The following is a 24741-nucleotide window of genomic DNA, read 5'->3' on the forward strand; positions in this document are numbered from 1 at the left end:
CGCACCTGCGGCACCCTGAATCACGAATCCTGGCTCACGCGACCCAACGCCGATCCCACTGTGCGCAGATGTGACAGGGTTCCCACCATCACTGTTCGAGGAGGCAGCCATGACCGATCTGCAGCAAGTCTTCGTCAACGAGGGGACGTTCGGCCTTCTCGTCGACGGACTGATTCCCGTCGAGTCGGCGGACTGGTCCAACGGACTCGTAGCGCCGATGTCGCAGGGGGCCCTGATCGTTACGGGTATCAACACCGGATTCGTGGAAGCTGCTGTCACGGCTCAGCACAGCGCCCCCGTAGCGGCGCCGGCGAAGACTTGGGACGAGATCGTCGAGGTCAGTGTCCGGGCTCGGGGCGGCAACATGAGGCTGGAGTCGCTCGACCTTGGGCCGGTCGCCGACGCCTTGGTGCTTCTGCCCCCGTCAGCGTCTGGGTGGTACAGACTCCGGGTCCACGCGTACGGGCGGGAGTTGCTTCGCGACCAGACCAGCATGGAGCCTGTCGAGAAGTACTTGCTCACCATCTGGCCAGGATCAGAGACGAGCGTCACAGTCGTCCGCGCAAGTGAGCGCATCGAGCATGCCTCACAGGCGGCACAGGCCACACCTACCCAAGAGCCCGCGCGGACAGCCAGCCATAACCCTCCGATTCGTAAGCCCTCCTGACCGAGCCTCCGCGCCACGCCAGTGCGGTTCAGATCAGAGGTACGGCCACCGTGGCGGCACTGATGTCTCGTTCTCCGAAACCTGAGCACTACAGCCCTTGATGGCCTGGGCCGACGCTCCCTTACGTCAAGGGCACGCAGGGCAAGTCCAGGCTATCGACGTTGCCGCTCGGTTGGGCTGGAGGTCCGAGGGTGAAGGAGTGTCCGCCCGCCCTCGATCATGACGTGCCATTTTCGGTGACCGGAAGGCTGCGCAGGAGGTCTCGGGCCGAGAGCGAGTCGTATGACGCCGTCCTGGTCGGCAACAACGTGATGCCCGCGGCGGCAGCGCGGCCGTAGACGTGAGCGAACGCCTCATCCCAAGCATCATGATCATGATTGCAGGACGGGTCATCGCTCAAGATGATGAAGAGTTGCGCGCGGGTAGGGACATCGTGCAGGTCCTGCCAGATCCGGGTCTCGTGAACGGAAGCAAGCATCTGCGCCTGAACGGCCTCGTCCTGAGCGCGTACGTAGTCGTACAGGGGTTGAACGACATGCTCCAGGCACAGTTGGGGGACAGCGGCTCGACGCCGGATCGCTCCGAGGCGCTCTGCAACGTTGGCGTACTGTTCTTCGGCCTCGTATGCCTCGATTGGCTGTCGTTCGAGGAGCGTGCTCTTCTCAATGGGCACCTCAAGACGCAGGTCGGCGACCCACTTCTCGTCCGCCTGCCGCCACGGCGGCAGGATCGGGAGGATGTGGGTCATCCTGTTGGCCTTGATCAGTCCCAGTTTCCCGCGGTCGAAATGCAGAGAGGCGTCGTAGACAGGTACCACCCCGACCCACGGCATGTCAGGTTTGAGGATGTCGCAGCCCTGTGTGGTGATCATGCCGTGACGCAGCGGAGCCCCCTTCTCCAGCACCACGCGGAGGGCGTCTGTCACGTTGTCGCGAAGACTTTCGGTCTCGGCGGCCCACAGCGACGAACTCGCCGCGGCCAGGAAAATGACCGGGATATCGAGAATGAGGTGGCCTTGGCGGAAGCCGTTGAGGTGGTCCCAGTAACCCTCCCCCCAAGGCAGGGATGCTCCGAAGTCGGTGTACTGAGGAGGTTCAGACGATGGCGTAGCAATCACCACCCTTCCAAGGTGGCGTCTGGCATGGCAGTTCCTTCATCGCCTGGACGGGCAGCGAGGCTGCGATCGATCTCTGGAGCGCGTGTAGGTACGACGGCTCGCCTAACCAATTCCGCCAGGTTGTCGAGCGCCCCCCGATCAGCTGCCGCTTCTAGAAACAGCAGCCTGTGGGCGGTCGGAAGCCCCCCGTAAAACCACTGCCGGGCACCCTTCTCACCGAAAGTGTCGACGATCAGAAGGGCCAGCGAGTGGACCTTGAAAAGTTGTCGAGTCGTTCCCGGTCGCGGATTACTTCCGCGCTCGGCCCAGGAGTAGAACGTCGCGCGCGGGATCCCGAGCCGGTCGAGCAGGTCTCGTTTACCGACCTCGAGCCACCGGGTCAGGTCGACCACACACGCGTAGGCGAAAGGCACCGGTCCGGCGTCTGTCGCGGGGCCACCCACTGGCCGGGGGGCCCTTGTGGCTGATTCTGCGCGCCCCCCAGTGGTAGCGAGTGCATCTAGACCGTTGGAAACGGTCGTTGCCAAGAAGGTAGGGCCTGTTTCGGCCTCCTCAGCCGGCCCCTCGGGAATGATCTCCGGGACAGGAAAGAGACGAATGGTCGTCCTACCTGTCCGTGCGAGAGGGTCGATCTGCTCCGCCCACCTCGAACCCGTGCTGTGAATCTGTGGCACTGGCATGTCGACTCCCCTCCGACTAGCTCAGGTGCTGGTGCAGCTTATCGGTGATGGTGGCCCGAAAGAGTCCGCTCACAGCATCGTGAAGGCGCTCCGCCTCCGCTTTGATCTTTTGGGGTTCGAAGGTGTCCTGGGACTCCCCGTAGACGTCGTAGTCCAGCAGGTACTGACTCTTGCCCTCACCGTCCGCGAACACCCCGTGCCGCAGAAGACAGTGCGCCTCGTCATCCACGTCGATCACGATGCGCTGCTCTGTGGCTGTGACACCAGGGCCGAGCGTTGGGTCGAGAAGGGGACCAAGAAACGTTGAAGGGATGAGCTCCCTCCAGTCCGCCGCCCACTCAGGAAGCGCCACCTGATTGATGTACCGGAGGCCAAGGCGCAGGTGCTGCTGAGGCCCTAGCGTGTCGGCGAGCGCATCGACCAGCGATGAAAAGTGACCGCTGTAGGTTGCCCAGCCGGGGTAGGCCCTGGTTTCGATCGTGGCACTGTCCGGGGCGATGCTCGCCGCGCTGACAGCGTCCGACGAGGATGTGAGGCGCCACCCCTGCCGGCTGGGCTGCTGGTTGATCCCTGTGGCGCTGAGGACACCAGAGAAGATCGGATTGGAGAAGAGCCCAGGCCACTTAGTGCGGCCCATGACGTTCTGAATTGCGCGGGCGTCCGACCGGGCGATGTCCCCAAGGTCTTCAAAGGTGATCTGGATCGCGACGAGGATCAATGGGGAGCGACTCAGCCGTTCGCCAGAGTGCTCCGGAAGTTTCAGCATGCTCCCTCCTCCCATTGTGGACACAATGTAGACACTACTCGGACCTCGGGATTCTGTCAGCCGGTGGAGCCCCAGGAACCAGCGGGTGGGCCGTTGTCGCTTGCCCCCGCATCTGACGGCAGCCCCAGCGGACGACGGCGCGCGTTATGTGGACATACTTCCCTTCGCCCCTTCATCTGCAGGACGGCCGCGCTGGAGGAGACACGCTCTGCGCCGCACGGGCGTCCCGAGCTCGGTAGTGGCGGATGGCGTGGTGGAGGTCGTCGAGTTCGTTCTGCAGGACCAGGGCGACGAGGGGGATAAGGGAGCCGACGACGAAGACGACGGTGACCGGGAGGTTGCCGTAGCGGTACTGCTGGCAGGCGCACCAGGCGGACCAGATGCTGTGGAGGGCCAGGAGGAGGCAGACGATGCGGGGTCGGCGCGTGCGGCGTGGGGTGATCATCGTCGGAGGCTCCTGACGATGTTGTTGGCGAGCAGGAATGCCTCGGCCGGGATGGGGGCGAGGGTGCCGCCTGCGTGGATGACGGTGCGGTCGAGGAGGTTGGCGGCGAAGCGCGCGCTCTCGGGGGCGAGGAGGCCGGCTAGCTGGCCGGGTGGTCCGTGCACGGCGTTGGAGACGCCCTCCATGAACCAGAATTCCCGCGAGGTGAACGGCATGTGCCAGGAGGGTTCCGCGTGGAGTTCGGCGGTCGTGGCGTCGGCGAGGTGCCGCAGGTGGGCGGACGCCGCACGGACCGTCTCGGCGGCTCCGCCTGAGGGTGGCACGCTGCGGGGAGCCGGGGCGGGCACCCCGCTTCGGTTGATCGGTACGACGTTCGTGCCCGTGACGAGGGGGCGTCCGGAGTGGCCGGGGCAATAGTCCTTGCCGTCCGGGTGGGAGCGCCAGCCCTGCCGCTCCGCTGCTGCGCGCGCCTTAGCGTGGTCGACGGCGTCTGTGAAGAGGGACGTGGCACACCTGCCGTCGCGCCACTCCTGATTGCAGTGGATGGTGATGCCCACGCTCACGGCTGCACGCCCATCCTGGAGGCCAACTCGGCGCGCGTGTTGTCGATGATGGGGCCGGGTTCGGCTGGTCCGGGTCGGCTGTTGCTGCGGGCGAGGGCTGCGGAGGCCACGGCCCGCGCGTGGCCGGCGAGGGTGTCGTGCCCGCCGGGGTGAACGCTGGTGTTCAGGCGAGCAGCCTCGGATTCGAGCCAGGCGGCGACCGGTTCGCGGATGCGGAGGAGGACGGCGACGAGGACCAGGAGTTCCTGGCTGTCGCTGTCGAGGCGTCCCTTCTCGGCGCCGCTGGTGTTGCGGAGGACGTTGATAGCGGCGTCGAGTTCTTCCGTGGCGGTGGGCATGGGGGTTTCTCCGGGGCAGGCGTGGGCGGGGTGGGATTGGCGGATGGAGGCCGCGGCTGTCCAGGCGTGGTGTGGGCAGTCGCGGGCGGCCTGATCCTGGGCGACGAGACCGCACGGTGCCTGGGGGCAGGGGCATCCGTCTTCGATGCTGTGGCCGGTCCAGGCGCGGCCCCAGTGGCTGCCGGCGCTCACCGCAGGGACGCTCCGGCCGATACGGGCTGTCGCGGTGGGGCGGAGGCCAGGGGGCGGGTAGGAAGGAGGCCCCACTGCCAGCCCATGGCTACGGCGCGCGACAGCTCGCGTGTGTGGAAGCGGGTGTAGATCCGCTTCCGGTACTGCATGACAGTCGTCCTGCTGATGCCGAGTTCCTTCCCCGTGGCGCCGAGCGAGAGACCTTCGGCCATGCAGCCGAGAACGAGGCACAGGCCCCGCGGGAGACGCAGCTGCGGCGGTGTCTCGCGGGTGCGGACGGCAAGGTCGGCGTACTCCGTGCCGTCGAAGAGGCCGTGCGTGTAGGCGTAATGGATGAGAGCGCCGAGGGGCCGGCCTTCGATCTGTGCGCGCTTGGCCGCCCGGGCGACGTGGTCGCGTACGGACCGCTCGCTCATGCCGAGGGTTTTGGTGATCTGGGAGGTGCGGAGACCTCGGGCGTAGGCGGCGATGACGCGGATCTGGCCGGGTGTGAGCTTCGGCGCGGGGGCGTTGGGGGTGTCACCGGCCATGGGGAGCTCCTGTCCTCGGGTGCGGGGTTCCGGTCCGGGTGGGGGCCGGAGGGCGGGCCTACCTATGCAGTGATCGGCTGGCCCGCCCTCCGGGTAGAGGGGTCACTTTCGAGCGGGCAGCTTCTCCGCGTAGAGGGTGTTGATCAGCTCGGAGGCGGCGACGAGGTACTTCTGCTGGTCTGGGCGGGGCAGGTCGGCGTACGGCATGTGCTGGCGGCCGGCCCGGCGGTCGTACTCAGCGAGGGCCCGGGCGAGGTCGTCACCCGGCAGCCGGGCGGGGCCTTCGGTCTCGAAGCTGATGACGATCTCTTCGTCCTGGGGGAAGAACGCGATCGCGTTGTCGGGGATCGCGTCGTTGTCCTGCAGGCCGTGCGTGGTCCGGTAGGCGCGGTCGGCTGTGCGCCAGGCTTTGCCGACTTCGACGTGATTCGCGCCGTAGGCACCGTCGGCACTGACGGCAACCTCGCGGCGGGTGACGGTGATCGTACGTTCTGTCATGGTCATTGCGTATGGCTCCGTGCTTCGATCTTGCGGATGGGACGGGGGTTGGTCAGGGACGGTGGCGGCGAATCAGCCGGACCACCGCCAGGACGAGACCGGCGACGCCGGCGAGGACGACTCCCGCACTGAGGGCGGTCCAGGCTGTTGCGGCGCCGAGGATCAGGAAGACGCGGTCCACGAAGCTCATGCAGGCGGTGCCTTCAGGCGGGAGCGATCGCCGGCCGGTCGGATGGCGTCGGACAGCTCGATCAGCCGGGCGTCCCACCAGCGGGCAATGCTCACGCCGAGGGGCGGCGCCCCGCCCTGGACCCACTTCTCGTAGAGGGCGGTGACGCGGGTGTCGGTTTCCTCAGCCGGAGGCGCTGGGTCGGCGATGAGTGCGGCGAGTTCGCGCGCGTAGGCGGCGAGTTCGGTCTGGCCTTCGGTTTCCCTGAGGTCAGCGTCTGTGTGGATCTTGAAGAGTGCTTGGGCCCAGTCGAGGTGGAAGGCGCGGACCAGTGCGATCAGCCGGGGGACGTCTTCGCGGGCGTGGGCGGTGAACTGCCAGTCCGCCGTGGGGATGTCGTCGAACTCGGCGCGGCGATCGCCGTCGGCGTAGATCGCTCCGGCCCAAGGGCCGTGGCTGCACCGGCCGTCGGAGCATTTGCACTGCTCCAGCTCCAAGGTCCAGGGTCCGGGGGTGGCTGCTGCCTCGCGTGCTTCGACGTCGGCCAGGTCCCAGCCGTCAGGGGTGGACGTGAGGGCCGGTTCCGCGAGTGCGCCGGCCACGCCCTGGAGCAGCTGTGCGGCGGCCTCCGGCCTGGGGCAGTCCATGAGGGTGCAGGTCAGGCGCCCGGCCTCGATCATGAGAGTCGGGTTGCCGCAGGCGGGGCACCAGCCTTCGACGTCGGCCGCTTGGATGGACGGGAGTTGCCGGCCGCCGGATGCTGTCGCGGCGGCCCAGCGGCGGAGCTCCGTCGTGCCTGGGCTCGTGTGCAGGGTGCCGTCGGGGTGGGGGTAGACGGCGACGGTTTCGGACCAGTGGTAGCCGTGCTCGTCGACATGGTCACGGCCATGGTGGTGGGCGGCGCGAATGCAGAGCCGGAGGGCGTCTTCTACCTCGTCGCGAGTGTCGCTTCGCGCACTGCACGTGGCAGCTGGAACGGCGTGCTGCTCGGGGCTGATCTCAGTGGCCCACTTGCGGACCTGGATGGCAGCGGAGCGGCGGTAGATGCGGGTGAGGCCCTCCTTGTTTCCTCGTTCGGCATCGGCGGCCAAGCGGTCGGCGACCTCCGCGTAGATCGCGGCCCGGTCGGCAGGCTCGTGGGTGGTCACTGGCGCTGCTGGGGTGACGGTGCACTCCGGGTGGGGGTGGACTTCTTCGCCGTTCTCCTCGTAGCAGAGGCCGCAGTCCAGAAGGCGTGCCTTCTGGGAGCTGGTCGGATGGCCGGGCATGGGTTCTCCAGGGGAGTTGATGGATGACGGGCGGGCCGGCCGCCCCTGTTACGCGCAGGGGCGGCCGTGCTCGCTCTCACAGGGCGGGCGCGGCGCTGTCGGGTGGCGTCGACCGCGAGGTCCGCCTCTTGCGAATGCGGATGGTGCAGGCGCTTCGCCACGCCTTCCGGTATCGGTCGCGCTGCCGCTTCAGCTCCCGTACTTCGACGGCCAGGGCAGCGGCCTGCTGCTGCGCCTTGGTCGGACCGCCGAGAACGGCGAGGGTGGCGCGGGCCAAGTCCTGGTAGTCCTTCCGGAGATCGGCGGGCGCGCGCTCCCAGTCGCCGTCGTCGATGAGGTGGCCGTGGTCGAGGGCGAGACGTCGGGCGAGCTCGTTCTCAACGTGGGCCGGGCGCGGGTCGAGGTCGGTCACGAGGCCGGCTCCTCGTCGGGCTGGGACACGACAGCGGGCTGGTGCTCGGCCTCGACCGTGTACGTGGTGTCGGCGCGGACGAGTCGGAAGGGCTGCCAACCGCCGCCCCATGCGACGACTCGGTCGTAGTCCTCGCGGGCTTCGTCTCGGGTGTCGCGTGGGGCGGACCAGCGGGTCCAGGTGTCGCGGCGTGGGGCTTCGATCTGCCAGGTAACAGCGGGCGGGTGGGCTTCGGCCTGCGGCTGGTGATGTTGTGTCTCGCCAACCTCACCGTGCAGCCCGGCAGCAGGCACGATGTCGGCCAGGCGGCGCAGCTCGGACACGGCACGGTTGACGCCCTCCGCTGCCTTCTGCCCGAGGTCGTCATAGACCGCGGGGAACAGGGCGGTGTACAGGTGCTGTGCGGCAGCGTTGAGCACGGCAGCCTGGTCGGTGAGCGCGGCGGGCGGGGACACGCCAACCGGGACAGCGGGCCACACGCTCGGGTCAGCCATGAAGGCGTGTGCCCAGTCCTGCCGGTAGTCACAGTCGGGGTCAGAGCAGTGCCAGCCATCGCGGTGGGCGAGGAGGACAAGAGGAGCGGGGTGGACCTCCCTGCCGCAGGTGAACGGGGGCATGCCGCCTCGCTGCTGGCATGCGTTGAGGGCGGCGACCTGCTCGGAGGTCCAGGGGGCGCGAATCGGTTCGGGCTGGGTCATGGTGTGGCTCCTGGTTGGTGGGGGCCGCGGGTGACGCGGCCCCCACAGGCGGGTGGTCAGGCGGGCAGGTCGAGGACGCCTTGCGCGAACCGATCGCGGGCAAGGTCGTGGTAGGCCGGGTTGAGGTCGATGCCGATGTACTTCCGGCCGAGCTGCCGGGCCGCAGCTCCCGTGGTCCCCGAGCCGGAGAACGGGTCGAGCACGGTCCCTCCGGGCTTGCAGCCGGCCTTGATGCAGCGCAGCGGCAGATCGATCGGGAACACCGCGAAGTGCGCGGCCGGGTAAGGCCTCGTCGGGATCGACCAGACGTCGCCGGGGTTCCGCCCGAGCGGATGCCCATCGACTCCCGGCTCGTCGCGCTGCGAGGTGGAGTACGTCTGTGCTGGAAGGACGCCGAGGCGCTGCCGTTCCTTGTGACCCCGAGGCCTGCGCTGCGGTCGCATGGTGTGCGGCTCGCGGATCGGGTCGAGGTCGAAGCTGTACCTCGAGGCCTTGGCGAAGAGGAACAGGTGCTCGTGGCGGGAGGACAGCCGGTCCTTGATGCTCTCCGGCATGGCGTTGGTCTTGTGCCAGATGATCTCGTTGCGGAGGATCCAGCCGTCGTCCTGCAGCGCGAACGCCACGCGCCAGGGGATGCCGAGGAGGTTCTTCGCGTTGGCTGGACGGGAAACTGGGCCCGCGGCCGCGGCGCCCTTCTTGTCGCTGCGTTTCGTCGTGCCGTCACCAGAGCGCTGGGCCGCGTAGCTGTCGCCGAGGTTGAGCCACAGCGTCCCGTCATCGGCGAGGATGCGGCGCGCCTCGGCGAACAGGGCGCGCATCGTCTCGACGTAGGCCGCGGGGGTGGCTTCCAGCCCGTACTGGCCGGGGGTGCCGTAGTCGCGGAGCCCGTAGTACGGCGGGCTGGTGACGATGCAGTCGACGGACCCGGCGGGCAGGGTGCGCAGCTGCTCGCGGGCGTCGCCGAGAATCAGGGTGATCTGCTCGTCGCGGTAGTACGGGCCGGTGTCGGGCATCGGGGGCTCCGGGTGTTGTCGTGGGAGGCTGGGTGGGCGGCCGGCCCGCGCGATGACTGCGCGCGGGACGGCCGTACTGCGGACGGTCACGGAGTGGTCTCGGCTGTGCCCCAGGCATCGCACGCGGCAGTCAGCTCCCCGGCCCGCTCCCACGAGTCGCCGATGATCCCGCCGGTCCAGGTCGCCTGGCCGCCGTTGAAGAAGTGGCCCGCGCCGATGCTGCGGTCGATCACCTTCCGCGCGGCCTCGACGACGGCGGCCGGGCTGGCGTACCCGTGGACGGGCAGCGCCGTCGGGTACTCGTTGCTGCCGTCGTTCTTCAGCTCGGCGAACAGCCACAGCGGGCCGCGCTCCGGCTCGCCTTGCTCGGCGTCGGTGTGCCACTCCCAGACGAGGATCAGCCCGTGCGGCCAGGCGGCCTCGGCGGGAACTTCGTCGTGGTCCAGGTCGTGAGTGCCGCTGGGGTCGAGGGTGGTGACGGCGTTCAGGTAGCAGTAGGTGCCGCGGGTTTCACTGTCGTCGGTCCAGCAGTGATCGGTGAGGTCGATGCCGGCGGCGGTCAGGGCTTCGCAGACGGCGGTGATGTACGGGTCGTGGGGCAGGGTGCGGTCGGTCACGGTGTGGCCTTTCGGTTGCGGGGCGGGGTGGGGCATGGGAGGACGGCGGGTGGTCAACGGCTCGCGGGCCTCGGCTCTGCGTCGTGCCCGTCTTCCGGGTGCGTCTCGTGCGCCCACCAGCCGCCCGTCGGCGCGTCGACCCAACCGACCGCCATGTCGCAACAGATGCACCGCATCGGCGGGTCGTTGTGGAGCAGGGCGATCTCGGCGAGCAGCGCGGGTACCTCGACGCCGGTCAGCCGGTCGAGGTCTTCCTGCAGGGGGGCATCGGTCAACGCCCCGTACTTGTGCAGGTGTGCGGCGCGGGCTGCGATGTCGTCGAGCTGGTCAGTGTCGAGGGGCTTCGGGTCGGTCATCGCTGTACCGCCGGCATCTCGTCCCAGGTGCGGCCGTCGAGCTCACGGCCGGCGGCCTTCTTGCCCCAACGGCGGATGGCGGCGGTGCCGGGAGGCAGCGCGCACCGCTCGAGTGACCAGGGTTTGTGCCCGATCTCGTGCAGCCAGTAGTGCCGTTCGTCGTCCTCCTCGAACCAGCCGCCGGTGTGTGCGTGCGTGGCGCCGCGGGCCTCGCTGTCGGCCTTCGCGGTGGCCAGCTCCTCGTCAGTGCCCTTCCAGCCGACGTCCGGGTCGCAGACGCGAACGATGAAGGGCGCCGGGGCCCATTCGCCCCATTGTTTGAAGAAGAACGCGGCGCCTGCGGCCGTGGTCTGGTCTCTGACGGTGCGTACCCAGTCGGGGTGGACCGCGCGGGCTTTGTGGCCGGATTCGCCGCCGGCGATGACCCAGTCGATCGCTCGGCCGCGGCGCTGATCGCGGCGGCGGCCGAACGAGGTGTAGGCGAACTCGCGGGCCGGGTCGTTGGCGAGGGCCAGGCGGCCGATGTTGCCCCAGCAGTACACGAACCGGCCGGTCACCCGGCGGCGGTGAGGGTCGTCGCCCATCTCGATCTCGGCGCCGAACGCGGGAGCGTTGTTCTCGTGCATCGCGGCCATCCACAGCCGCGGGCTGCGGCCTTGGTCTTCGCCCCAGAAGCCTTCGATGCCCCCGCGTACGGCGGTGGGCACCCAGTCGGGCCAGGTCCACTCAGCCCACGTCGCGGGTGCCTCGGCCGGCGGGACGGGCGAAATAGGCGGCAGCCACCTGGTGAGATCGAGCGGCCCGAGGAGAGGTTCGCAGGACAGGAACCGGAAGGCCGCCGGGGTCGCTGCGAGCGCCGGGATCCTGATGTCTGCCCACTTCTGGTTCTCGACCGAGACGCCCAGCCCGACGTTGGGCAGCGGCCACGGCGTCTCCCGGTAGACGCGCTGCTCGGCGTCGTCCGGCACACCGGGGATGCGGTCCACGTTGGCCTTCGAGACGGCCCACGCCATCGCCGACCGGAAGTGCGTTGCGGGGACGCAGCCCTGGCCGCAGTCACAGAGCCCGGTGAGGAGCGACCGCATGCGGCTGTGGCGCTTGGTGAGGATCTGGTACGTGTGCTGCGGCGTCAGCGCCATGACCGCGAACGCCCGGGCAATGTACTCGTCGGGGATGCCGGCGTGGAAGAGATCGCTCATCGAGTTCACGAAGACGCGGCGGGGCTTCTTCCAGCTCAGCGGGAGCGCCAGGCGGTCAGGCCGCAGGGTGAGGTCGAAGCCGCTCTCGAAGTAGTGGCCCGCGGTGCCGCGGAAGCGTTCGGCGAGGGTTTCGGCGTAGCAGCCGTCGCATCCGGGCGAGACCTTCTCGCAGCCGGTTGCGACGTTCCACGTCTCGTCCGTCCACTCGATCTTGGTTCGGGTCATCGGTGGTCCGTCTTCTTCTCGTTGTGGCCGGTGAGGTCGTTGATGAAGGGCTCCGCCTCGACGTCGGTGACGTGACCGCGGAGGCAGGCCCACAGGACGATGTCGAGGGGGTAGCGCCGATCGAGGTAGGCGATGACGACCTTGTCGGCGGTCTTGGTGACGGTGTGGTTCTGATCGCCTGGCCGGTCCGCTGCGGCGACGACGGCTGCGGCAGCCTCGGCGCTGACGCAGAGGAGGGTGGCCTTCGAGTACATCGGGGTGTCGTCCTTCGGGATGGTCTGCTGGCCGGGCAGCGGCGGTGCCGGTTTGCCGAGGCTGCGCCGCGCGGCCCAGGCCGCTTTGAAGGCCGGGGTGCTTCTGCGTCGGCGGCGGCAGGTGGAGCCGAGCCCGTCCGGGCTCGGCTGTCGCATCGGCCTCTTGCACTTCTCGCAGCGGTTCGTCACGTGAGTGCGGCGGCTTCGGTTCGGTCGAGTTGTTCGATCAGCGCCAGGCCGGCGGCGGCGAGTTGGAGGGCTTCTGCCCGTACGGCGCCGGTGTCGCCGGTGGTGGGGTGTTCGGTGTCGCGGGTCGCGTCGCGGACGGCCTGGGCAAGGTTGCCGACGTGCTCGACGAGCGCCATGACCCACTCGGGCAACTGGTGGGTCTCGGGTCCCAGCTGGGCTACCTGGCGGGCGCGTTCGGCATGGACTTCGAGGTAGGGGCCCTCGAGGCGGGCAGCGTCGTAGTCGGGGTACACGGGGCGGCTCCGGTCTGGCGGAGGAGACGGCTGGGTGGCGGCGTTGGCGGTCTCGGCGATCGTCTGGAGGGTGTCGATGCCGGTGGGGCTGTTGCGGGCCATGTGGACGGCCGCGTAGTGCGCGGGCCACTGGGCGGCGTACTTGCGGCTCTCGTCGTAGCTGGCCTGGTCGATGCGGGCGACGATCTGCGCGGGGTAGCTCTCCGCCGGCAGCGCGCCGGGCGCCGGGTGGTCGTAGTGGGCGAGGACCTGCAGGGCGATAGCGGGCGTGATCTCGGGCGAATCGGCGGGCGGGACGGGGCAGTTCATGAGCGGACGTCTCCGAGCAGCTGGTGGAGCAGGGCGGCGAGTTTGTGGCGGGTGGTGTGGTCGATGACGTGGTCGGGGGCCACGCAGGCGGTCGCGGTACAGCCGGGGAGGACCGGGCCGTCGGGGAGGCCGGGGTGGGTCATGGCCCAGGCGATACGGCGGGCGGAGTACATGCGGCCGTCGTGCTGCAGGACGGGGATGCCGCTCTCGACCCGGTCGAGCCACAGGAGGTGGCCGCCGATGATGTGGCGGGTTCGGGAGCGGAAGCGCTGCTGGATCGTCGGACGGCGCCGCAAGTGCGCGCCGGTACGGCCGAGACTGGCGAGGACATCGGTGACCTCGCTGTGGTCGACGTCGAGCTCGCGGGCGATGACCTGCGGTCCCCGGCCGCCGAGGAGGTGCTCGGTGATGTCGATCCGCACGTGAGGAGCGAGCACCGCCAGTTCCTCGGGCGCTTCGGCGACTCCACCACCGTGGAGGTCACGGACGACGACGTTCACGCACGGCCTCCGACGCGTACCGGGCGCGGCTCGTCGACGAGCTGCTCGGCGAGCCGGCGCACCGTGCCGTTGGCCGCGGCGAGCTCCTTGCGGGTTCGCACGACGCCCTTGATCAGGCTGTCGAGTCGGCCGCGGTAGTGCTTGCGGTCCTTGTTGCGCTGCCGGTCGTGGCGGCGGCGGTCCAGCTCGGCCGAGGTGTACGCCTTGGTAAGACGTTCCTCGAGATCGGCGACGACGGCGCGGTGGTGGCGGGTGGTGATAAGCCCGAGCATCGCGGTCACCGGACGATTCCGAGCTGGCGGGCAGCCGAGAGCCAGCCCGGGAGCTCGTTGGTGATGCCGTCGTACAACTCCGCGTCGGTCAGCGCCTGGGGGTTGGAGCCGAGGTGGACGTAGGCGGCGTTGTCGACGGCACGGCCGCGCAGTTTGTCCAGGCCGTCGAGGAAGCCGACGCGATGCCGGCCGAAGCCGACGAAGCTCCAGAACATCGGGAGCTTCGACGCTGTCCGGAGCAGCTGCTCGGTGTCGTAGGCGTCGTCGGGGATGCCGTCGGTCTGGAAGACGACCAGCGCAGGGTCGGCGGCACCGGAGGCCTGGTAGTGGTTGATGACGGCCTGCATGGCGATCGCGTACTCGGTGCAGCCCATCGTCAGGTCGCCGCCATGCTGGCGGTGCTTGGCTGCGACGGCGCCCTGGTAGTCGTCGAGGGCAACGATGGTGGTCGGGTAGAGCCGGTGGTCGAACATGACGAGCGGGACCTGGCCGTCGTCGTCGAGCCGGGTAGAGAGGGCCAGGACGCGGTCGGCGAGGTGCTGCACGCTGCCGTCGCGGTAGTAGCTGGCCATCGAGCCGGACCGGTCGACGACCAGGTAGACGGCCATACGCTGGCCGGCCAGCGCGCCCTTCACCAGGGAGACTTCGGCGGCCTTGGCGGCGTCGACGAGGCCGGGGGCCCTGGCTTCGAGCTTCTTCAGGTTGATCATTCGGTTGCGCCTTTCACGTGGGAGGGAGCGGGGAGTCGGCCGAGGGCGTCGCCGATCTGGTCGGCGAGACGGCGCCACTTCGCGGACTGGGCGGGGTCGTGGTCTTCGTGGAAGTCGGCGGCGGTGAGGAGGCCACTGACGACCTGGGCGACGTCGTCGGCGGAGGGCATGAGGAGTTGCGCGGCCATCGGGGTGGGGCCTTTCGGTCTGGTCAGGGCCGGCGGGGTCGGTTGCGGCGGCGCTCGTCGAGCCGGGCGACGCCTGCGGGAAGTTCGAGGGGCAGATGCTTCTGCCGGGCGGCAGGGCAGGTGGCCTGGTGGGGCATGTGGAGCCGCTCGTAGCCCATGAGGGGCTGCGCGTCGGTGACACGGCGGGAAATCCACGCGGTGGTGCCGTCCCGGCGAACGGCGGTGTTCCCGGCCGGGTCCGGGTGGCGGCTGACGGGCATCTGCCTGCCGCCGGCGGTGGTCGCGCCGGGCTGAGTACGCGTCCACAGCACGGTCTGGGCGCAGTCGGGGCAGCGGCCGGGCCCGTTCACCGGTTCCGCCCGTTCACGTCGCGGGAGGCGTCCTCGACGCTCTTCGCGTACGCGTCGAGGGCTGCCTGGGTGCGGGGCTGGTGAGCGCCGGCGCGGGGACGGCCGTCGTCGTGGCATTCGGTGCTGGGCGGGGCCTGGCAGGTCGGGCAGTCGGTGTGCGCGACGACCCAGGCGTCGATCCGGGTGGGGTGCGACTTCGTACGGGGTTCGTTGCGCTGGTTCGTGCAGGGCTCGCTCTTAGCGGCTTTGCACCAGGCGCAGCGCTGCTCGAGTTCGGGGTGCCGGTGTTCGGCGCGTGAGGTCATGATCATCACCGCGGTCAGGTTCCGGTTTCGGATTGGTGCAGTTGGCCGGCGATCGCACGCATCTCGTCGCCGAGGTCGGCGCGCGCGGCGTGGATGCCGTGCTGCGGGCTGCCATCCGGGCTGGTGCACAGTGCGCCGGTGGCCGCCCGGCAGTCGGGGCAGCGGGCAAAGGTCAGGGCCCAGTCGTCGAGACGGGACTGGTGGGCGATGCCTCGCAGGCCGATGGTGTTGCGGCAGCGTGCGCCCACCGGTGCTTCGCAGTAGCGGCAGGCCATCGACAGTTCCGCCGGTACATCCCGTTCGGGCTGTCCGCCGGCCTGATGGGGTGCGGGCAGGCCGTCCTCTGTGTGGGGCTGGCGGAGGCCGTCGATCGCGGAGGGCTGTCCGTGGACGGCCAGCAGGAGGGGCGGCTGGATGGTGGCTGCCGCTGTTGGCTTTCGAGTCCGGCCCCGAGGCGTGGGGTCGGGCGCGAGCGCCAGTCCTGTCTCCTTGCCCCTCTCGCTGATTCGTCTTTCAGGTCCCTGGCCCGGTGATACCGGCGGACGAAGGCTGGGCCCAGCGCCTTCTTTGTCGGGGCCTTTGTGTAGTTCTCTTTGTTCCCCCCCTGCGGGAACGGGTTCCGGAACCCGTTCCGCGACGGGTTCCGACCCCGTTCCGCGACGGGTTCCGGACCCCTGCGAGGGGGTTTCGGAACCCCCTGCGGGAACGGGTTCCGGACCGTCCGGAACCCCCTGCGGGAACGGGTTCCGGAACCCGTCCTGCGACGGGTTCCGGGCCAGCTCCTGTTCCCGCCGCGCCAGGTGCTCGGCGATCTCCCGCTCCTTCTTCTTCCTCTTGTGGCGGGCCTGCGGGGTGTCGGTGTAGAGGTGCAGGTGCGCGTCCCAGTCCAGGCGGCTGTCGCCCAGCACGGGCTGCAGCCGGTACTCCGAATTGGTGTTGGGGCGCCGCTTCTCCACGAGCACGCCCAGCGCCTTGAGGACCTTCTTGGCCCGGCTGACGGTCTCGTCCGAGCTCCCGACGATCGCGGCGATGGTCTCCGTCTTCGGGCATGCGTTGGTGCCGTCCGAGTCGGCGTACGAGGCGATGACCCAGCCGATGTGCACGATCTTGGAGACCTCGGGGCGATTCATCCGCAGTGCTTCGGCCCGCATCGCGTTCATCCACGCAGTACGGGGGGCCTGCACACGCTCACTGGAGCTCACGGCAGAGTCCTCCAGGCGGCGGCGTGGGGCACGACGGCTCCGATCTTCAGTGGGGGCGGGCTACTCGCGTAGCGGGGTCTGTACGGCCTCGGCCGGCCGTTGGACCTGGGGACTGATGCGGGCGGCGGGGAGGCTGTACCGGATGCCGGCGCCTATCCGGCGGCCGCGAGGCTGGCCGTCAGGCCGAGTGCGCGCCCTCACGGGGCGACCCCTGCTGCGTCGCGTTCCCGCGCCGCCTGCTTCCGGCGGTTCGCCGCGAGCACGTTGCGGCCGTCCGCGGTGAGCCCGCCGTACACCCCGTGGCGTCCGGAGCGGGCGCGCGCCTCGTGCTTCATCTGGGACTCGAGGCACTCGACGCGCACCGTGCAGTAGGCGACGCAGAACCGGGCCGCGGCCTCCACCGTCTTGGGGACGGCGGAGTGGAAATCGTCGGGGTCGGGAGCGAACTCGCCCGCGCAGGCGGCGTCCACTACCCAGGAGCCCTGTTGCAGGCCCTCCACCCATTCCCGTACTGGCATCACGGCCCTCCCAGGAGGGCGCTCGCGGCGTCCAGCTGGGGAGCCTGGCAGCGCTCCCGGTCCCGGTCGACCTCGTCCGCCTGGTGCGCCGGCGCAACGCACCACGGGTGCACACAGGCCGACTTCACGATCCCGGACGGCTTACGGCCCCGCTCCATCCGGTACGCGACCTGGCGCGCTGTGAGCCGCCTGGCGGTGCCGTGAGAGAGGACGGGGACCAGATCCTGTGTGCGCGGGCCGACCCACTGCAGGTGGCCGCCCTCCACCGACTTCGTGTGCCGGACGAACTTGACCGACAGCGGCTCGACCGCGGGCCCCAGTCGGGCTGGCGGGAAGCGCAGGGCTTCCCGTACGAGAGCGATCGAAGTGCGGTTGTGGAAGAGGCGGCGCCCGATCTCGGAGTCACTCAGGCCGGCCTGCAGCAGCGGCACGATGTCATCCATGCGGAAGGTGGGGCGAGCGGTCACGACGTCACCCCCTCCTGTGCTTGGCGACGCGCTGGCCCGGCAGCAGTCCGCCACCGGCGACCCGATACCGAGGAACACGCCGCTCCTCGGGAGGAAGGAACGCACCCCGAGCGGGGTGGCGGCCGGACGGCGCACGGAGCGGCTCGTCGTCCGTGTCGGCGTCCAGGTCGTCGTCCGCGTCGTCGAGGTCGACGGGGTCCTCGTCCAGGCCGCCGTCCTCGAACTCGAGGTCGTCGTCCTCGACATGACCGTCGTCCCCGTACGGGTCGTCGGGTAGCTGATCGCCACTGAGGCGGCCAATCGAGCGGGCCAGGATCAGCGCGACCGCGCCGACGCAACCGGCCCCGAGGAGCACGTAGAGCCAGATCACGAGCCCTCACCTCCGGACCGGGCCGGCTCCGGCTGCGACTCAGCATCAGCCGTCGCGGCACCCGCCCCGGCCGAAGCCGGCGCGACGGCCGGCTTCGGCGCGAGAGCAAAGGACGGCGCGTGCCGGTCGCTGTCCGGCATCGTCACGAACCAAGGGCCGGAGAACAGCCCGAACGCAGCCCAGTTGCAGCCGCGCGGCGAGCTGCCACCCTTCAAGGCGCCGAGGTACCGGCCGATGCACTCGCGGCCGAGGACGTCGGACCAGATGACCGGACGCCCCCGCCGCTTCGGCTGCTCTGCAGTCCGGTTGTCGTCCAGAACTGCCTTGAAGTCATCGCCAGTAGCGATGTCTTTGCAGGTGGGGCATTGGAACGCCCAGTGCAGGGGGTCGTCGCCGAATCTGCCGGTGGCCTCGGCGTGGAGTTGGGCCAAGGTGAGGGTGCGGGACTCGGAGCTCATCGATGTCCTCCCGTACGAAGGTCGGCGCGGGCGTTGGCGATCGCGGCGCAGCGGCCGGGGCAGTACCAGTGCGCGGCTGCTCCGTCGGCGGCACCGCGGACTCGGACCATCCCGGCGGCCGGGGGCCGGCGGGATGTTGCCGGGAGGCCGCATGCCTCCACGGGGCAGGTCTGGACGGCGGCCGTCGGCACGGGCTTACAGCTCGTGCCGGTGAGGCCGCCGTTCCATGCCTTCGCGGCCTGCTTCTGCTTCTCGGAGGTCTCGGGGAGTCGAGGTCTCTGTGCGCGGGTCGGCATCAGCTCTCACCGTCCGAGGCGGCGAGCTCGGCCGCGATGAACTTCGCCGCCGCCGTGGCCGTGCGCAGGCCCTCCTTGGTCCGCTTCCACCGCAGCTTCCCGGGCGCGAAGGTGCCGTTGGGGTCCTGGACAGCGGCGACGGACCAGGTGTCCGCGCCGAGCTTGCCCTTCCAGAGGTAGATGCAGCCCACGACGTCGGACTGGTCGACGTGCGTCACGCCGGTCCGGGTGACGAGGAAGTCGTGCGGGTGGTCGTCGTGCATGCGGCCGACGCGGAACCACGGCTGTCCGGGCCGGAGGAGCAGGCTGCCCACCTTGCGTGGAGCGGACCCGTAGCCGATCCGCCCCACGGTGGTGTGGCTCTCCGAGCGGATCTCACCGACGAGAATGCGGGCCATACCGCAGGAGCGGCACACGAGCCTGATCACCGTCAGCTCGAAGCGGTTGCTGTGGTCGCAGTCCTCGTTGCCGCACGCATGCGGTGTCGCGCTGGCGCCGTCGCGAGTGGCCGACTCGTCGGCCTGCGTCTGCGCTTCCCAGACCGGCCGCTTGCACAGCGGGGCGTGGACGAGGTCGTGCCAGCCAAGGTAGGAGTCCTGCACCGTGTCGGTCATACGGTCACCGCCACGCGCTGAGGCTGGTACTGGGCGGCGATCCACTCGGCGGCCTTCTCGACGGAGCGGAGGTCGGACTGGCGGCGAGCCCATCGGAGTTGGTCGTCGCCGTACGGGCCCGTGGGGTCGGCGACGGCGTTGGCCTGCCAGCGCAGGTGGCCGCCGGCGGTGCGATGGCGGCAGATGAGGCCAGCCACTTCCGCCGAGCGCCGGGGCCGGTTGGGGGTGCGGGTGATGAGCCAGTCGCGGGGCTCGTCGACGACGTGGGGGAGGACCTGCTCGCCGGGCCACAGCCAGAGGCCTTCGAGCTCCTGGGGCGGCAGGCCGTAGCCGATGACGGTGGTGGTGTCGCAGGCGATCCCGACGTCCTCGCCGCTGATGGTGTGGACAACGCCGCAGCCCTTGCAGATCAGGCGGACGGTGAAGCGGGAGTAGACGTTGGCGTGCCCGCACTCGTCGGCCTGGCAGGCGTGGACCAGGTCCCCGGTGTTGAGGCGACCGCGGTGGCCCTCGTCGATGCGGAGCTCTGGCTCCCAGACGAGGGCCGGGCAGGGCTCGTTGTGGGCAGCGGGCTGCCAGCCGAGGTAGAGGTCGCGAACGGGCATCATGCGCTGCCCCCTGCGGCGTCGGCGGCCGGGGCGGCCTGCGAGGGCATGTCGATGGCCGTCAGGGGGCCGCACTCCACGACGATCGAGCCCAGCCGGTACTGGGTACTGTCCCCGCCTCGCAGCAGCATCAGGGGCATGCCCTGGTCGTCGCGGAGCCCCAGGTGGACCCACACGCGGTCGTGCTGGTCGAGGAAGCCGCACGACAGGTCGTAGATCCGCCCCCACATGTAGAAGGGGTCACCTGCCGCGTCACGCGCTTCGGCCAGGAGCTCCGGGACGTCGTGAGCGGTGAGGTGAACGGCGACGCCGTCACAGGTCCCGGCCGCAATCTGTGCGCGGTCGACGGTCTTCGTCGGGACGTCGGCCCGCGCGCCGATCGCCGCCAGCCAGTACTCCCAATCCCTCAGGGAAGCGGCCTGGATGACGACAGACACTCGCTCGCCGTCGGCCTCGAGGTGCGTAACCTCCAGGCGCCCGGCGTGCGCGATCTGCAGGGACGCAGCCACCGTGACTGCCTTTGCGGCCGCCGGGTTCCAGTCGCTGGGCCGCGCGGTACCGGCAGCGGAGGGGCGCACCTGCGGTACGGCACCCTCCACTCGCACCGGTGTCAGTACCGCGGGCGCCTGCTGGGCAGCGCGGCTGGCGGTCTCCCGGTCGGGAAGACGAACAACGATGGATCCGCGCGATGCCGGCGAGAGCGGTGTCGGGTCCGGGGTGCGCTCGTGCTGCGGCTCCGGGCCGTTTTCGCCGGGGATGAGCCCCCGGCGCTGCAGGGCCTGGACGATCCTGGTGGCGACGTCGCTCGGGTATCCGCAGTCGTCGACGATCGTGTCGACGGCCACGAGGTACGCCTCGGATCGGCCGTGGCGAGCCTCGATCTGCGTCCGTAGACGCTCCAGGACCCCGGCGCCGCCGGCTTCCACCAGGCGGCCCTGCGCGTGCAGTTCGGAGACGAACGTGCTGGCGAAGCGGGTGAGGCCGTCTGCGAGATCGGTCTCGACCGTCGTACGGGACTCGGGCGCGGTGGTGGGTGTGGTCGTCATGCCGCCACCCCCAACCGGTCGCGCAGGGAGGTCATCGCACGGCTCTGGAGAGTCTTGATCGCACCCTCGGACCGGTTCATGGCCTGGGCGGTTTCGGCGACGCTGCGCTGCCTCAGGAAGCGCCAGGTGATGACATCGCGTTGTGCGGGGATCAGCCGCGTGAGGGCCTCGCGTACTTCGTCCTCGTCCAGGCTGAGCAGCACGACTTCCTCGGTGCTGACCGTGGGGTCTTCGTCGAAGCCGAGCATGTCCGCGACGCCGAACTCCCGCCGCTGCGAGCTCTTGCAGTGGTCAATGACCTTGTTCCGCGCGATCGTGATCAGCCATCCGACGAACCCGACACCGCGGTAGGTGAAGGTGTGGATCTTCGACCAGGCGTTGAGGAAGGTCTCGCCGGTGATGTCCTCGGCGACCTGCCGGTTGCGTACCCGGCGGTACACGAACGCGAGCACCGCGGGGTGGTGCTCCGCGTACAGCTGGCCGAACGCCTCTCGGTCGCCTGCGAGTGCGAGAGCAATGAGGGCTGGTTCTCTCGTGTCGCTGGAGGGGGTTGCCCCGTTAGCCTCAGTGATCAAGGCCTTCTCCGTTCATGAGTAGATGAACTGTGGTGGTCTGTGATGCGAGGGGCTGCCTCTTGGCCATGGCCCGGCCTGGGGCGGCCCCCGCGTACGTCAATCGCCGCGGAATCGGCGGTGCCCGGGGGCTCTGCGATCTCCGCTGCGTCAAGCACGCGCCGCGGAGGGGCGGCCACGGCGGGCAGCGCGCTCGGGCGGCCGGTGCTCGACAGTCGTTCCGCGATGCGAAGGCCTGTCAGCGGCCATTCGCTCCGCCTCCCATGCCTCGACTTCCGCGAGCGGGAACAAGACGGTCTTCCCGCTTTTGAATCCCCGGGGGGCTTTGCCGCGGTGGCGCGCCACGTAGACGGCGTTCTTGCTCATGTGCCACCGCTTGGCGAGCTTGGCCACGGTCAAGTGGGTCGGGTCGTCCTTACTCGGGGGGCTTGTCATCAGTTGCCTCTTCGCTCTGCGTGATCTCAGCGATGGCAGCCCGGGCTCCGTGTGCCTTACGGAGCTGGACGGCGATCTTCTTCACGACGCCGGGGCTGGGGCTGGCCTTGTCTGTTTCGATCCGGGACAGGTACGAGGCGGAGATTCCGACGGTCTCGGCGAACTCCGTCAGGCCGTAGCCCGACATCTCGCGACTGCGCCGGATGGTGTCTCCGTTCGCCTTCACAGTGGAAAGATTAAGAAAGATTCTTCCCTGAGGCAAGAGATGCAGTGGAAAGAACTGGAAAGTTTATGAAGGTGCAGGTCGGAGGCGCAAACACGCCTGTCGGCACCGCGTGTCGGAGCGGTAGATTTGTTTCCTGTCGTTTCCTGGCGTTGCCTGTGATGTGAGCGGAGATCCCGATGGATGACCCCGAGGTGTGGGCCACGCTCGGCCGCGCCATCCGTGCGGACCGAGAACGTCAAGGCCTCACTCGCGAGCAGCTCGCGGATCGCGTCCGTGCTCGCGGCGTGCAGGTGTCCTCGCGAAGCATTGGCACTCTCGAGGAAGGGCCGGCGCCCAAGCGGCGGACCAAGCGCCCCACGCTGGAACCCACGGTCGCTGCCCTTGGCTGGCAGCCGGGTTGGACTGACCGAATCCTGGAAGGCGAAGACCCGAGCTTCGTCCTCCAGGGAGCGGCTGCGGTGGAGGCTGGAGATCCCTCACGCGCTCACCTGCTCGAACTTGTCCCAGGCGTCTACGAGTTCAGTCGGACGGCTGCCGGTCTCGGAGCGCCGTCGCGACTCCGCGACAACTTCGACGAGCTCGTCCAGGAGATCCTGGCCGCGGTGAAGACGGATGGCCGTGGCTACACCCTCGCTGCGTACCGACCGCATTCTGCGGGCGAGGGTGTGCCGGTGGACGACGCTGCGCGAATTCGCGACGCACTCCACCGCTGACTCGTCCAACCCCTGAACGGATGTGGTGGTCTGTCACTCCGTCTGGCGTCATGTCTCCGAATCGCCCGGGTTGGCGGTTGGTGCATGGATTCACACCGGTGTGAAGTCAGATGAAAGATTTCCTACCGTTTCCTTCCCGTACCTGTGGGTGATCAGGTAAACATGAACATCCGACGCGCTTCCCACTCGTCCACTTCCCTGGGGGGCGCATGTCCGCAGTTCAGTTGCTTGCCACCGGTCTCGACTACGCGCCCGCCGCGATCCTCGATGACCTTCGCATCACTGTCGTACGGACATGGTTGCGCGATACCTGGGGGGTCTGGTCGCGTGACTGTCAACGGATTGTCATCGCCTCCGGGTTGAGCGAGGTGCAGGAACGATGCGTCTTGGCCCACGAGTTGGAGCACGTCTACGCCGACGATGCTGAATGCTCCAATCCGATTGCGAGGATCCGTCAGGAACGCGGCGCTGACCTCCGCGCCGCCCGCAAGTTGGTTGGCATCTCGGACCTCGCCAGAGTTGCTCAGTGGGCCGGCGACCCCCACACCGCAGCCGCGGCACTCCACGTGACACAGCGTCTGCTGGAGGTCCGCCTTCAAGATCTGAGAGGGGAGGGCTGGCCGTGGCGTCCACTGGGTGGATCGAGGATCGCTGGCTGAAAAAGCGCAAGGACCCGGTCACCGGCAAGCGCGAGCGTACGGAGCTGTGGGGCTCCAAGACGAAGCGGTACCGGGTCTGCGGCATCCCCGGAGTCAAGAAGCGCAGCTTCGAGACGCTGGACGAGGCCAAGGACTGGAAGATCAAGGCGATCTCGGAGACGAAGAAGAGAGAGTTCGTCGACGACCGCGAAGGCGAGATCCTCCTCGGCGACTACATCACCAGCGAGTGGTGGCCAGGCTGCGACTACGACCAGACCACCGCCGAGACCATGGAAGGCAAGATCCGCCGTCACATCGTGGAGACGGCTCTGGGCCAGACGCCGATGTACCTCATCGGCGACTCCCACCTCATAGCCTGGAAGAAGGAACTGGCGGCTCGACCGCTCGCCGACACCACGAAGGAAGTGCTCTGGACGCACCTCTCGACCATCTTCAAGTCGGCGGCAGGGAAGCGCATCGTCAAGAACCCGTGCAGGGCCGCGAGCAGGGGAGTCCGACCGCAGGCCGCGGGGGATACCAAGGCGCGGGCCTGGACCAGTAGCGAGGCCCACGCCATCCAGGACGCGATGATCGACCGGTACAAGATGGTGGCGAAGCTGGGCCTGCATGCCGGCCTGCGCCAGGGCGAGGCCTTCGCCTTCAGTCCCGACGACATCGACGAAGATCAGATGGTTCTGAACGTTCGTCGGCAACTTCAGTGGAGCAAGGACGGGAAGACCGCCTACTTCAAGCTGCCGAAGAACCGGAAGGAGCGCCAGGTCCCCCTCTCCCCGGACTTCCTCAAGCGCCTCACCGAGTACGAGGAAGAGTTTCCAGCGATCAAGGTGACCCTGCCGTGGCAGGGGCCGGGGAACGGCGGCCGGGAGAAGGCGGCCGTCCGACTCTTGGTCACGACACGGTGGAAGCACCGGATCCGCCCCGGCAGCTTCAACGAGAGGACGATGAAGCCGGCCCTGGCGGCCGCCGGCCTCATCGCGGCGCGCAGAGAGGACGAATCGTGGGGATGGGAGTCGTCGCGCGAGATGATGCACCACCGGTGGCGCCACACGTACGCCAGCGTGCAGCTCGCCGCGGGCGAGGACCCGGTGTCGTTGTCCCACTGGATGGGCCACGCGTCGGTCACGATCACACTGGAGACGTACGCGCACTTCATGCCCGACAATGGGATGCGGGGTCGCACCGCCATGGATGCCTGGCTGGAGCGTAAGACGTAGGGCGGGACGGAAACCCCCTCAGAACTCCCTCGCCTTTCGGCCGATCATGAAGGGTCGCCACCCGGAGCACGGGCGGCGGCCCTTCGCGTGTGTCGGAGGCCTGCCGATTCTGCTGGTCAGGCCCGTGATCCGCGGTTCGCCGTCCCGTCTGCCCGGACGGCGAACCGCGGTCCCGCCGGCGGGGTCAGGCCGCCGGAGCCGGGTACGTCGGGTACTCCACCCC

General features: G+C 69.2%; 38 protein-coding genes. 5 read left to right on the top strand and 33 right to left on the bottom strand.

Annotation, left to right across the window (positions count from 1 at the left end; translation table 11 throughout):
• The first annotated feature begins 109 nt into the window (after nucleotides 1-109).
• Nucleotides 110-667 (top strand): hypothetical protein, encoded by a 558-nt coding sequence (locus ABZT74_RS30340; protein WP_356440164.1) that lies wholly within the window; start codon nucleotides 110-112, stop codon nucleotides 665-667.
• 217 nt (nucleotides 668-884) lie between these two features.
• Here the strand turns inward: ABZT74_RS30340 and ABZT74_RS30345 are convergent, their stop codons facing one another.
• From ABZT74_RS30345 to ABZT74_RS30470, 26 genes are all read right to left on the bottom strand, one after another.
• Nucleotides 885-1787, bottom strand: a complete 903-nt coding sequence (locus ABZT74_RS30345) for a hypothetical protein (protein ID WP_356440167.1) — start codon at nucleotides 1785-1787, stop codon at nucleotides 885-887.
• Nucleotides 1788-2480: 693 nt separating this feature from the next.
• Complete coding sequence (locus ABZT74_RS30350; RefSeq protein WP_356440170.1) at nucleotides 2481-3230, bottom strand: TIGR04255 family protein; 750 nt, start codon at nucleotides 3228-3230, stop codon at nucleotides 2481-2483.
• 172 nt (nucleotides 3231-3402) lie between these two features.
• Nucleotides 3403-3675, bottom strand: coding sequence for a hypothetical protein (locus ABZT74_RS30355; RefSeq protein ID WP_356440173.1), 273 nt, complete (start codon nucleotides 3673-3675; stop codon nucleotides 3403-3405).
• Entirely contained in the window at nucleotides 3672-4238 is a 567-nt protein-coding gene (locus ABZT74_RS30360; protein WP_356440175.1) for a hypothetical protein, read from the bottom strand. Before ABZT74_RS30360 ends, ABZT74_RS30355 begins: the two co-directional genes overlap by 4 nt.
• Nucleotides 4235-4576 (bottom strand): hypothetical protein, encoded by a 342-nt coding sequence (locus tag ABZT74_RS30365; protein WP_356440178.1) that lies wholly within the window; start codon nucleotides 4574-4576, stop codon nucleotides 4235-4237. Before ABZT74_RS30365 ends, ABZT74_RS30360 begins: the two co-directional genes overlap by 4 nt.
• A 188-nt stretch (nucleotides 4577-4764) precedes the next feature.
• Nucleotides 4765-5298 (bottom strand): LuxR C-terminal-related transcriptional regulator, encoded by a 534-nt coding sequence (locus ABZT74_RS30370; RefSeq protein WP_356440181.1) that lies wholly within the window; start codon nucleotides 5296-5298, stop codon nucleotides 4765-4767.
• A gap of 102 nt (nucleotides 5299-5400) precedes the next feature.
• Entirely contained in the window at nucleotides 5401-5796 is a 396-nt protein-coding gene (locus ABZT74_RS30375; protein WP_356440184.1) for a hypothetical protein, read from the bottom strand.
• Between the two features lie 52 nt (nucleotides 5797-5848).
• Nucleotides 5849-5986, bottom strand: a complete 138-nt coding sequence (locus ABZT74_RS30380) for a hypothetical protein (protein ID WP_356440187.1) — start codon at nucleotides 5984-5986, stop codon at nucleotides 5849-5851.
• Nucleotides 5983-7233 carry a hypothetical protein gene (locus ABZT74_RS30385; RefSeq protein ID WP_356440190.1) on the bottom strand — a complete coding sequence of 417 codons (1251 nt, stop codon included), beginning with the start codon at nucleotides 7231-7233 and terminating at the stop codon, nucleotides 5983-5985. Before ABZT74_RS30385 ends, ABZT74_RS30380 begins: the two co-directional genes overlap by 4 nt.
• A 76-nt stretch (nucleotides 7234-7309) precedes the next feature.
• Nucleotides 7310-7645, bottom strand: coding sequence for a hypothetical protein (locus tag ABZT74_RS30390; protein ID WP_356440194.1), 336 nt, complete (start codon nucleotides 7643-7645; stop codon nucleotides 7310-7312).
• Nucleotides 7642-8343, bottom strand: a complete 702-nt coding sequence (locus ABZT74_RS30395; protein ID WP_356440197.1) for a hypothetical protein — start codon at nucleotides 8341-8343, stop codon at nucleotides 7642-7644. The genes ABZT74_RS30390 and ABZT74_RS30395 overlap by 4 nt, the downstream gene beginning before the upstream one ends.
• A 56-nt stretch (nucleotides 8344-8399) precedes the next feature.
• Nucleotides 8400-9356, bottom strand: a complete 957-nt coding sequence (locus ABZT74_RS30400; protein ID WP_356440200.1) for a site-specific DNA-methyltransferase — start codon at nucleotides 9354-9356, stop codon at nucleotides 8400-8402.
• Between the two features lie 86 nt (nucleotides 9357-9442).
• Nucleotides 9443-9973 (bottom strand): hypothetical protein, encoded by a 531-nt coding sequence (locus ABZT74_RS30405; RefSeq protein ID WP_356440202.1) that lies wholly within the window; start codon nucleotides 9971-9973, stop codon nucleotides 9443-9445.
• 53 nt (nucleotides 9974-10026) lie between these two features.
• Entirely contained in the window at nucleotides 10027-10329 is a 303-nt protein-coding gene (locus ABZT74_RS30410; protein ID WP_356440205.1) for a hypothetical protein, read from the bottom strand.
• Nucleotides 10326-11753, bottom strand: coding sequence for a phage Gp37/Gp68 family protein (locus ABZT74_RS30415; RefSeq protein WP_356440208.1), 1428 nt, complete (start codon nucleotides 11751-11753; stop codon nucleotides 10326-10328). The genes ABZT74_RS30410 and ABZT74_RS30415 overlap by 4 nt, the downstream gene beginning before the upstream one ends.
• The gene (locus ABZT74_RS30420; RefSeq protein ID WP_356440211.1) at nucleotides 11750-12163 is read right to left on the bottom strand and encodes a hypothetical protein; all 414 of its coding nucleotides are present in this window, start codon (nucleotides 12161-12163) and stop codon (nucleotides 11750-11752) included. Before ABZT74_RS30420 ends, ABZT74_RS30415 begins: the two co-directional genes overlap by 4 nt.
• Before the next feature lie 29 nt (nucleotides 12164-12192).
• Complete coding sequence (locus tag ABZT74_RS30425; RefSeq protein ID WP_356440214.1) at nucleotides 12193-12798, bottom strand: hypothetical protein; 606 nt, start codon at nucleotides 12796-12798, stop codon at nucleotides 12193-12195.
• A complete protein-coding gene (locus ABZT74_RS30430) occupies nucleotides 12795-13298 on the bottom strand; it encodes a hypothetical protein (RefSeq protein ID WP_356440217.1) in 504 nt (167 codons plus the stop codon). The genes ABZT74_RS30425 and ABZT74_RS30430 overlap by 4 nt, the downstream gene beginning before the upstream one ends.
• Entirely contained in the window at nucleotides 13295-13570 is a 276-nt protein-coding gene (locus tag ABZT74_RS30435; protein ID WP_356440220.1) for a hypothetical protein, read from the bottom strand. The genes ABZT74_RS30430 and ABZT74_RS30435 overlap by 4 nt, the downstream gene beginning before the upstream one ends.
• 5 nt (nucleotides 13571-13575) lie before the next feature.
• Nucleotides 13576-14280 carry a VWA domain-containing protein gene (locus ABZT74_RS30440; protein WP_356440223.1) on the bottom strand — a complete coding sequence of 235 codons (705 nt, stop codon included), beginning with the start codon at nucleotides 14278-14280 and terminating at the stop codon, nucleotides 13576-13578.
• A complete protein-coding gene (locus ABZT74_RS30445) occupies nucleotides 14277-14468 on the bottom strand; it encodes a hypothetical protein (RefSeq protein ID WP_356440226.1) in 192 nt (63 codons plus the stop codon). The genes ABZT74_RS30440 and ABZT74_RS30445 overlap by 4 nt, the downstream gene beginning before the upstream one ends.
• 23 nt (nucleotides 14469-14491) lie before the next feature.
• Complete coding sequence (locus ABZT74_RS30450) at nucleotides 14492-14818, bottom strand: hypothetical protein (protein WP_356440229.1); 327 nt, start codon at nucleotides 14816-14818, stop codon at nucleotides 14492-14494.
• The gene (locus ABZT74_RS30455; protein WP_356440232.1) at nucleotides 14815-15123 is read right to left on the bottom strand and encodes a hypothetical protein; all 309 of its coding nucleotides are present in this window, start codon (nucleotides 15121-15123) and stop codon (nucleotides 14815-14817) included. The genes ABZT74_RS30450 and ABZT74_RS30455 overlap by 4 nt, the downstream gene beginning before the upstream one ends.
• Nucleotides 15124-15137: 14 nt before the next feature.
• A complete protein-coding gene (locus tag ABZT74_RS30460; protein ID WP_356440235.1) occupies nucleotides 15138-16325 on the bottom strand; it encodes a helix-turn-helix domain-containing protein in 1188 nt (395 codons plus the stop codon).
• 197 nt (nucleotides 16326-16522) lie between these two features.
• Nucleotides 16523-16843: a WhiB family transcriptional regulator gene (locus ABZT74_RS30465; protein WP_356440238.1), complete on the bottom strand. Its 321-nt coding sequence runs from the start codon at nucleotides 16841-16843 to the stop codon at nucleotides 16523-16525.
• Entirely contained in the window at nucleotides 16843-17310 is a 468-nt protein-coding gene (locus tag ABZT74_RS30470) for a hypothetical protein (RefSeq protein ID WP_356440241.1), read from the bottom strand. Before ABZT74_RS30470 ends, ABZT74_RS30465 begins: the two co-directional genes overlap by 1 nt.
• A gap of 16 nt (nucleotides 17311-17326) precedes the next feature.
• On the opposite strand from ABZT74_RS30470, the gene ABZT74_RS30475 reads away from it, so the two are divergent.
• The gene (locus tag ABZT74_RS30475; RefSeq protein ID WP_356440249.1) at nucleotides 17327-17587 is read left to right on the top strand and encodes a hypothetical protein; all 261 of its coding nucleotides are present in this window, start codon (nucleotides 17327-17329) and stop codon (nucleotides 17585-17587) included.
• A gap of 89 nt (nucleotides 17588-17676) precedes the next feature.
• On the opposite strand, the gene ABZT74_RS30480 is transcribed toward ABZT74_RS30475, so the two are convergent.
• The 7 genes from ABZT74_RS30480 to ABZT74_RS30510 form a co-directional block, all read right to left on the bottom strand.
• Nucleotides 17677-18138, bottom strand: a complete 462-nt coding sequence (locus ABZT74_RS30480; RefSeq protein WP_356440251.1) for a VVA0879 family protein — start codon at nucleotides 18136-18138, stop codon at nucleotides 17677-17679.
• Nucleotides 18139-18433: 295 nt separating this feature from the next.
• Nucleotides 18434-19048, bottom strand: a complete 615-nt coding sequence (locus tag ABZT74_RS30485; protein WP_356440253.1) for a hypothetical protein — start codon at nucleotides 19046-19048, stop codon at nucleotides 18434-18436.
• Nucleotides 19045-19656 (bottom strand): hypothetical protein, encoded by a 612-nt coding sequence (locus ABZT74_RS30490; protein ID WP_356440256.1) that lies wholly within the window; start codon nucleotides 19654-19656, stop codon nucleotides 19045-19047. Before ABZT74_RS30490 ends, ABZT74_RS30485 begins: the two co-directional genes overlap by 4 nt.
• Nucleotides 19653-20699, bottom strand: a complete 1047-nt coding sequence (locus tag ABZT74_RS30495) for a BN159_2729 family protein (RefSeq protein ID WP_356440259.1) — start codon at nucleotides 20697-20699, stop codon at nucleotides 19653-19655. Before ABZT74_RS30495 ends, ABZT74_RS30490 begins: the two co-directional genes overlap by 4 nt.
• On the bottom strand, nucleotides 20696-21274 hold the full coding sequence (locus tag ABZT74_RS30500; RefSeq protein ID WP_356440262.1) for a sigma-70 family RNA polymerase sigma factor: 579 nt from the start codon (nucleotides 21272-21274) through the stop codon (nucleotides 20696-20698). The genes ABZT74_RS30495 and ABZT74_RS30500 overlap by 4 nt, the downstream gene beginning before the upstream one ends.
• 147 nt (nucleotides 21275-21421) lie before the next feature.
• Nucleotides 21422-21706 (bottom strand): helix-turn-helix domain-containing protein, encoded by a 285-nt coding sequence (locus ABZT74_RS30505; RefSeq protein WP_323179454.1) that lies wholly within the window; start codon nucleotides 21704-21706, stop codon nucleotides 21422-21424.
• On the bottom strand, nucleotides 21687-21932 hold the full coding sequence (locus ABZT74_RS30510; protein ID WP_267052384.1) for a helix-turn-helix transcriptional regulator: 246 nt from the start codon (nucleotides 21930-21932) through the stop codon (nucleotides 21687-21689). The genes ABZT74_RS30505 and ABZT74_RS30510 overlap by 20 nt, the downstream gene beginning before the upstream one ends.
• A gap of 176 nt (nucleotides 21933-22108) precedes the next feature.
• Here ABZT74_RS30510 and ABZT74_RS30515 point away from each other — a divergent pair, with 176 nt between their 5' ends.
• The 3 genes from ABZT74_RS30515 (at nucleotide 22109) to ABZT74_RS30525 (ending at nucleotide 24518) form a co-directional block, all read left to right on the top strand.
• The gene (locus tag ABZT74_RS30515) at nucleotides 22109-22645 is read left to right on the top strand and encodes a hypothetical protein (protein ID WP_355884608.1); all 537 of its coding nucleotides are present in this window, start codon (nucleotides 22109-22111) and stop codon (nucleotides 22643-22645) included.
• A gap of 209 nt (nucleotides 22646-22854) precedes the next feature.
• The gene (locus ABZT74_RS30520; RefSeq protein WP_355884610.1) at nucleotides 22855-23304 is read left to right on the top strand and encodes an ImmA/IrrE family metallo-endopeptidase; all 450 of its coding nucleotides are present in this window, start codon (nucleotides 22855-22857) and stop codon (nucleotides 23302-23304) included.
• On the top strand, nucleotides 23268-24518 hold the full coding sequence (locus tag ABZT74_RS30525; RefSeq protein WP_356440265.1) for a site-specific integrase: 1251 nt from the start codon (nucleotides 23268-23270) through the stop codon (nucleotides 24516-24518). The genes ABZT74_RS30520 and ABZT74_RS30525 overlap by 37 nt, the downstream gene beginning before the upstream one ends.
• The last annotated feature ends 223 nt before the right edge of the window (nucleotides 24519-24741 follow it).

Source organism: Streptomyces sp. NPDC005302 (assembly GCF_040607345.1).
Taxonomy (GTDB): Bacteria; Actinomycetota; Actinomycetes; order Streptomycetales; family Streptomycetaceae; genus Streptomyces.

Coding starts and splice junctions, on each gene's coding strand:
- ABZT74_RS30340 (WP_356440164.1), top strand. CDS start 110: ATGACCGATCTGCAGCAAGTCTTCGTCAACGAGGGGACGTTCGGCCTT.
- ABZT74_RS30350 (WP_356440170.1), bottom strand. CDS start 3,230: ATGCTGAAACTTCCGGAGCACTCTGGCGAACGGCTGAGTCGCTCCCCA.
- ABZT74_RS30355 (WP_356440173.1), bottom strand. CDS start 3,675: ATGATCACCCCACGCCGCACGCGCCGACCCCGCATCGTCTGCCTCCTC.
- ABZT74_RS30365 (WP_356440178.1), bottom strand. CDS start 4,576: ATGCCCACCGCCACGGAAGAACTCGACGCCGCTATCAACGTCCTCCGC.
- ABZT74_RS30370 (WP_356440181.1), bottom strand. CDS start 5,298: ATGGCCGGTGACACCCCCAACGCCCCCGCGCCGAAGCTCACACCCGGC.
- ABZT74_RS30375 (WP_356440184.1), bottom strand. CDS start 5,796: ATGACAGAACGTACGATCACCGTCACCCGCCGCGAGGTTGCCGTCAGT.
- ABZT74_RS30380 (WP_356440187.1), bottom strand. CDS start 5,986: ATGAGCTTCGTGGACCGCGTCTTCCTGATCCTCGGCGCCGCAACAGCC.
- ABZT74_RS30385 (WP_356440190.1), bottom strand. CDS start 7,233: ATGCCCGGCCATCCGACCAGCTCCCAGAAGGCACGCCTTCTGGACTGC.
- ABZT74_RS30395 (WP_356440197.1), bottom strand. CDS start 8,343: ATGACCCAGCCCGAACCGATTCGCGCCCCCTGGACCTCCGAGCAGGTC.
- ABZT74_RS30400 (WP_356440200.1), bottom strand. CDS start 9,356: ATGCCCGACACCGGCCCGTACTACCGCGACGAGCAGATCACCCTGATT.
- ABZT74_RS30410 (WP_356440205.1), bottom strand. CDS start 10,329: ATGACCGACCCGAAGCCCCTCGACACTGACCAGCTCGACGACATCGCA.
- ABZT74_RS30415 (WP_356440208.1), bottom strand. CDS start 11,753: ATGACCCGAACCAAGATCGAGTGGACGGACGAGACGTGGAACGTCGCA.
- ABZT74_RS30420 (WP_356440211.1), bottom strand. CDS start 12,163: ATGCGACAGCCGAGCCCGGACGGGCTCGGCTCCACCTGCCGCCGCCGA.
- ABZT74_RS30425 (WP_356440214.1), bottom strand. CDS start 12,798: ATGAACTGCCCCGTCCCGCCCGCCGATTCGCCCGAGATCACGCCCGCT.
- ABZT74_RS30435 (WP_356440220.1), bottom strand. CDS start 13,570: ATGCTCGGGCTTATCACCACCCGCCACCACCGCGCCGTCGTCGCCGAT.
- ABZT74_RS30440 (WP_356440223.1), bottom strand. CDS start 14,280: ATGATCAACCTGAAGAAGCTCGAAGCCAGGGCCCCCGGCCTCGTCGAC.
- ABZT74_RS30445 (WP_356440226.1), bottom strand. CDS start 14,468: ATGGCCGCGCAACTCCTCATGCCCTCCGCCGACGACGTCGCCCAGGTC.
- ABZT74_RS30455 (WP_356440232.1), bottom strand. CDS start 15,123: ATGACCTCACGCGCCGAACACCGGCACCCCGAACTCGAGCAGCGCTGC.
- ABZT74_RS30465 (WP_356440238.1), bottom strand. CDS start 16,843: ATGCCAGTACGGGAATGGGTGGAGGGCCTGCAACAGGGCTCCTGGGTA.
- ABZT74_RS30480 (WP_356440251.1), bottom strand. CDS start 18,138: ATGAGCTCCGAGTCCCGCACCCTCACCTTGGCCCAACTCCACGCCGAG.
- ABZT74_RS30485 (WP_356440253.1), bottom strand. CDS start 19,048: ATGACCGACACGGTGCAGGACTCCTACCTTGGCTGGCACGACCTCGTC.
- ABZT74_RS30490 (WP_356440256.1), bottom strand. CDS start 19,656: ATGATGCCCGTTCGCGACCTCTACCTCGGCTGGCAGCCCGCTGCCCAC.
- ABZT74_RS30495 (WP_356440259.1), bottom strand. CDS start 20,699: ATGACGACCACACCCACCACCGCGCCCGAGTCCCGTACGACGGTCGAG.
- ABZT74_RS30505 (WP_323179454.1), bottom strand. CDS start 21,706: ATGACAAGCCCCCCGAGTAAGGACGACCCGACCCACTTGACCGTGGCC.
- ABZT74_RS30515 (WP_355884608.1), top strand. CDS start 22,109: ATGGATGACCCCGAGGTGTGGGCCACGCTCGGCCGCGCCATCCGTGCG.
- ABZT74_RS30520 (WP_355884610.1), top strand. CDS start 22,855: ATGTCCGCAGTTCAGTTGCTTGCCACCGGTCTCGACTACGCGCCCGCC.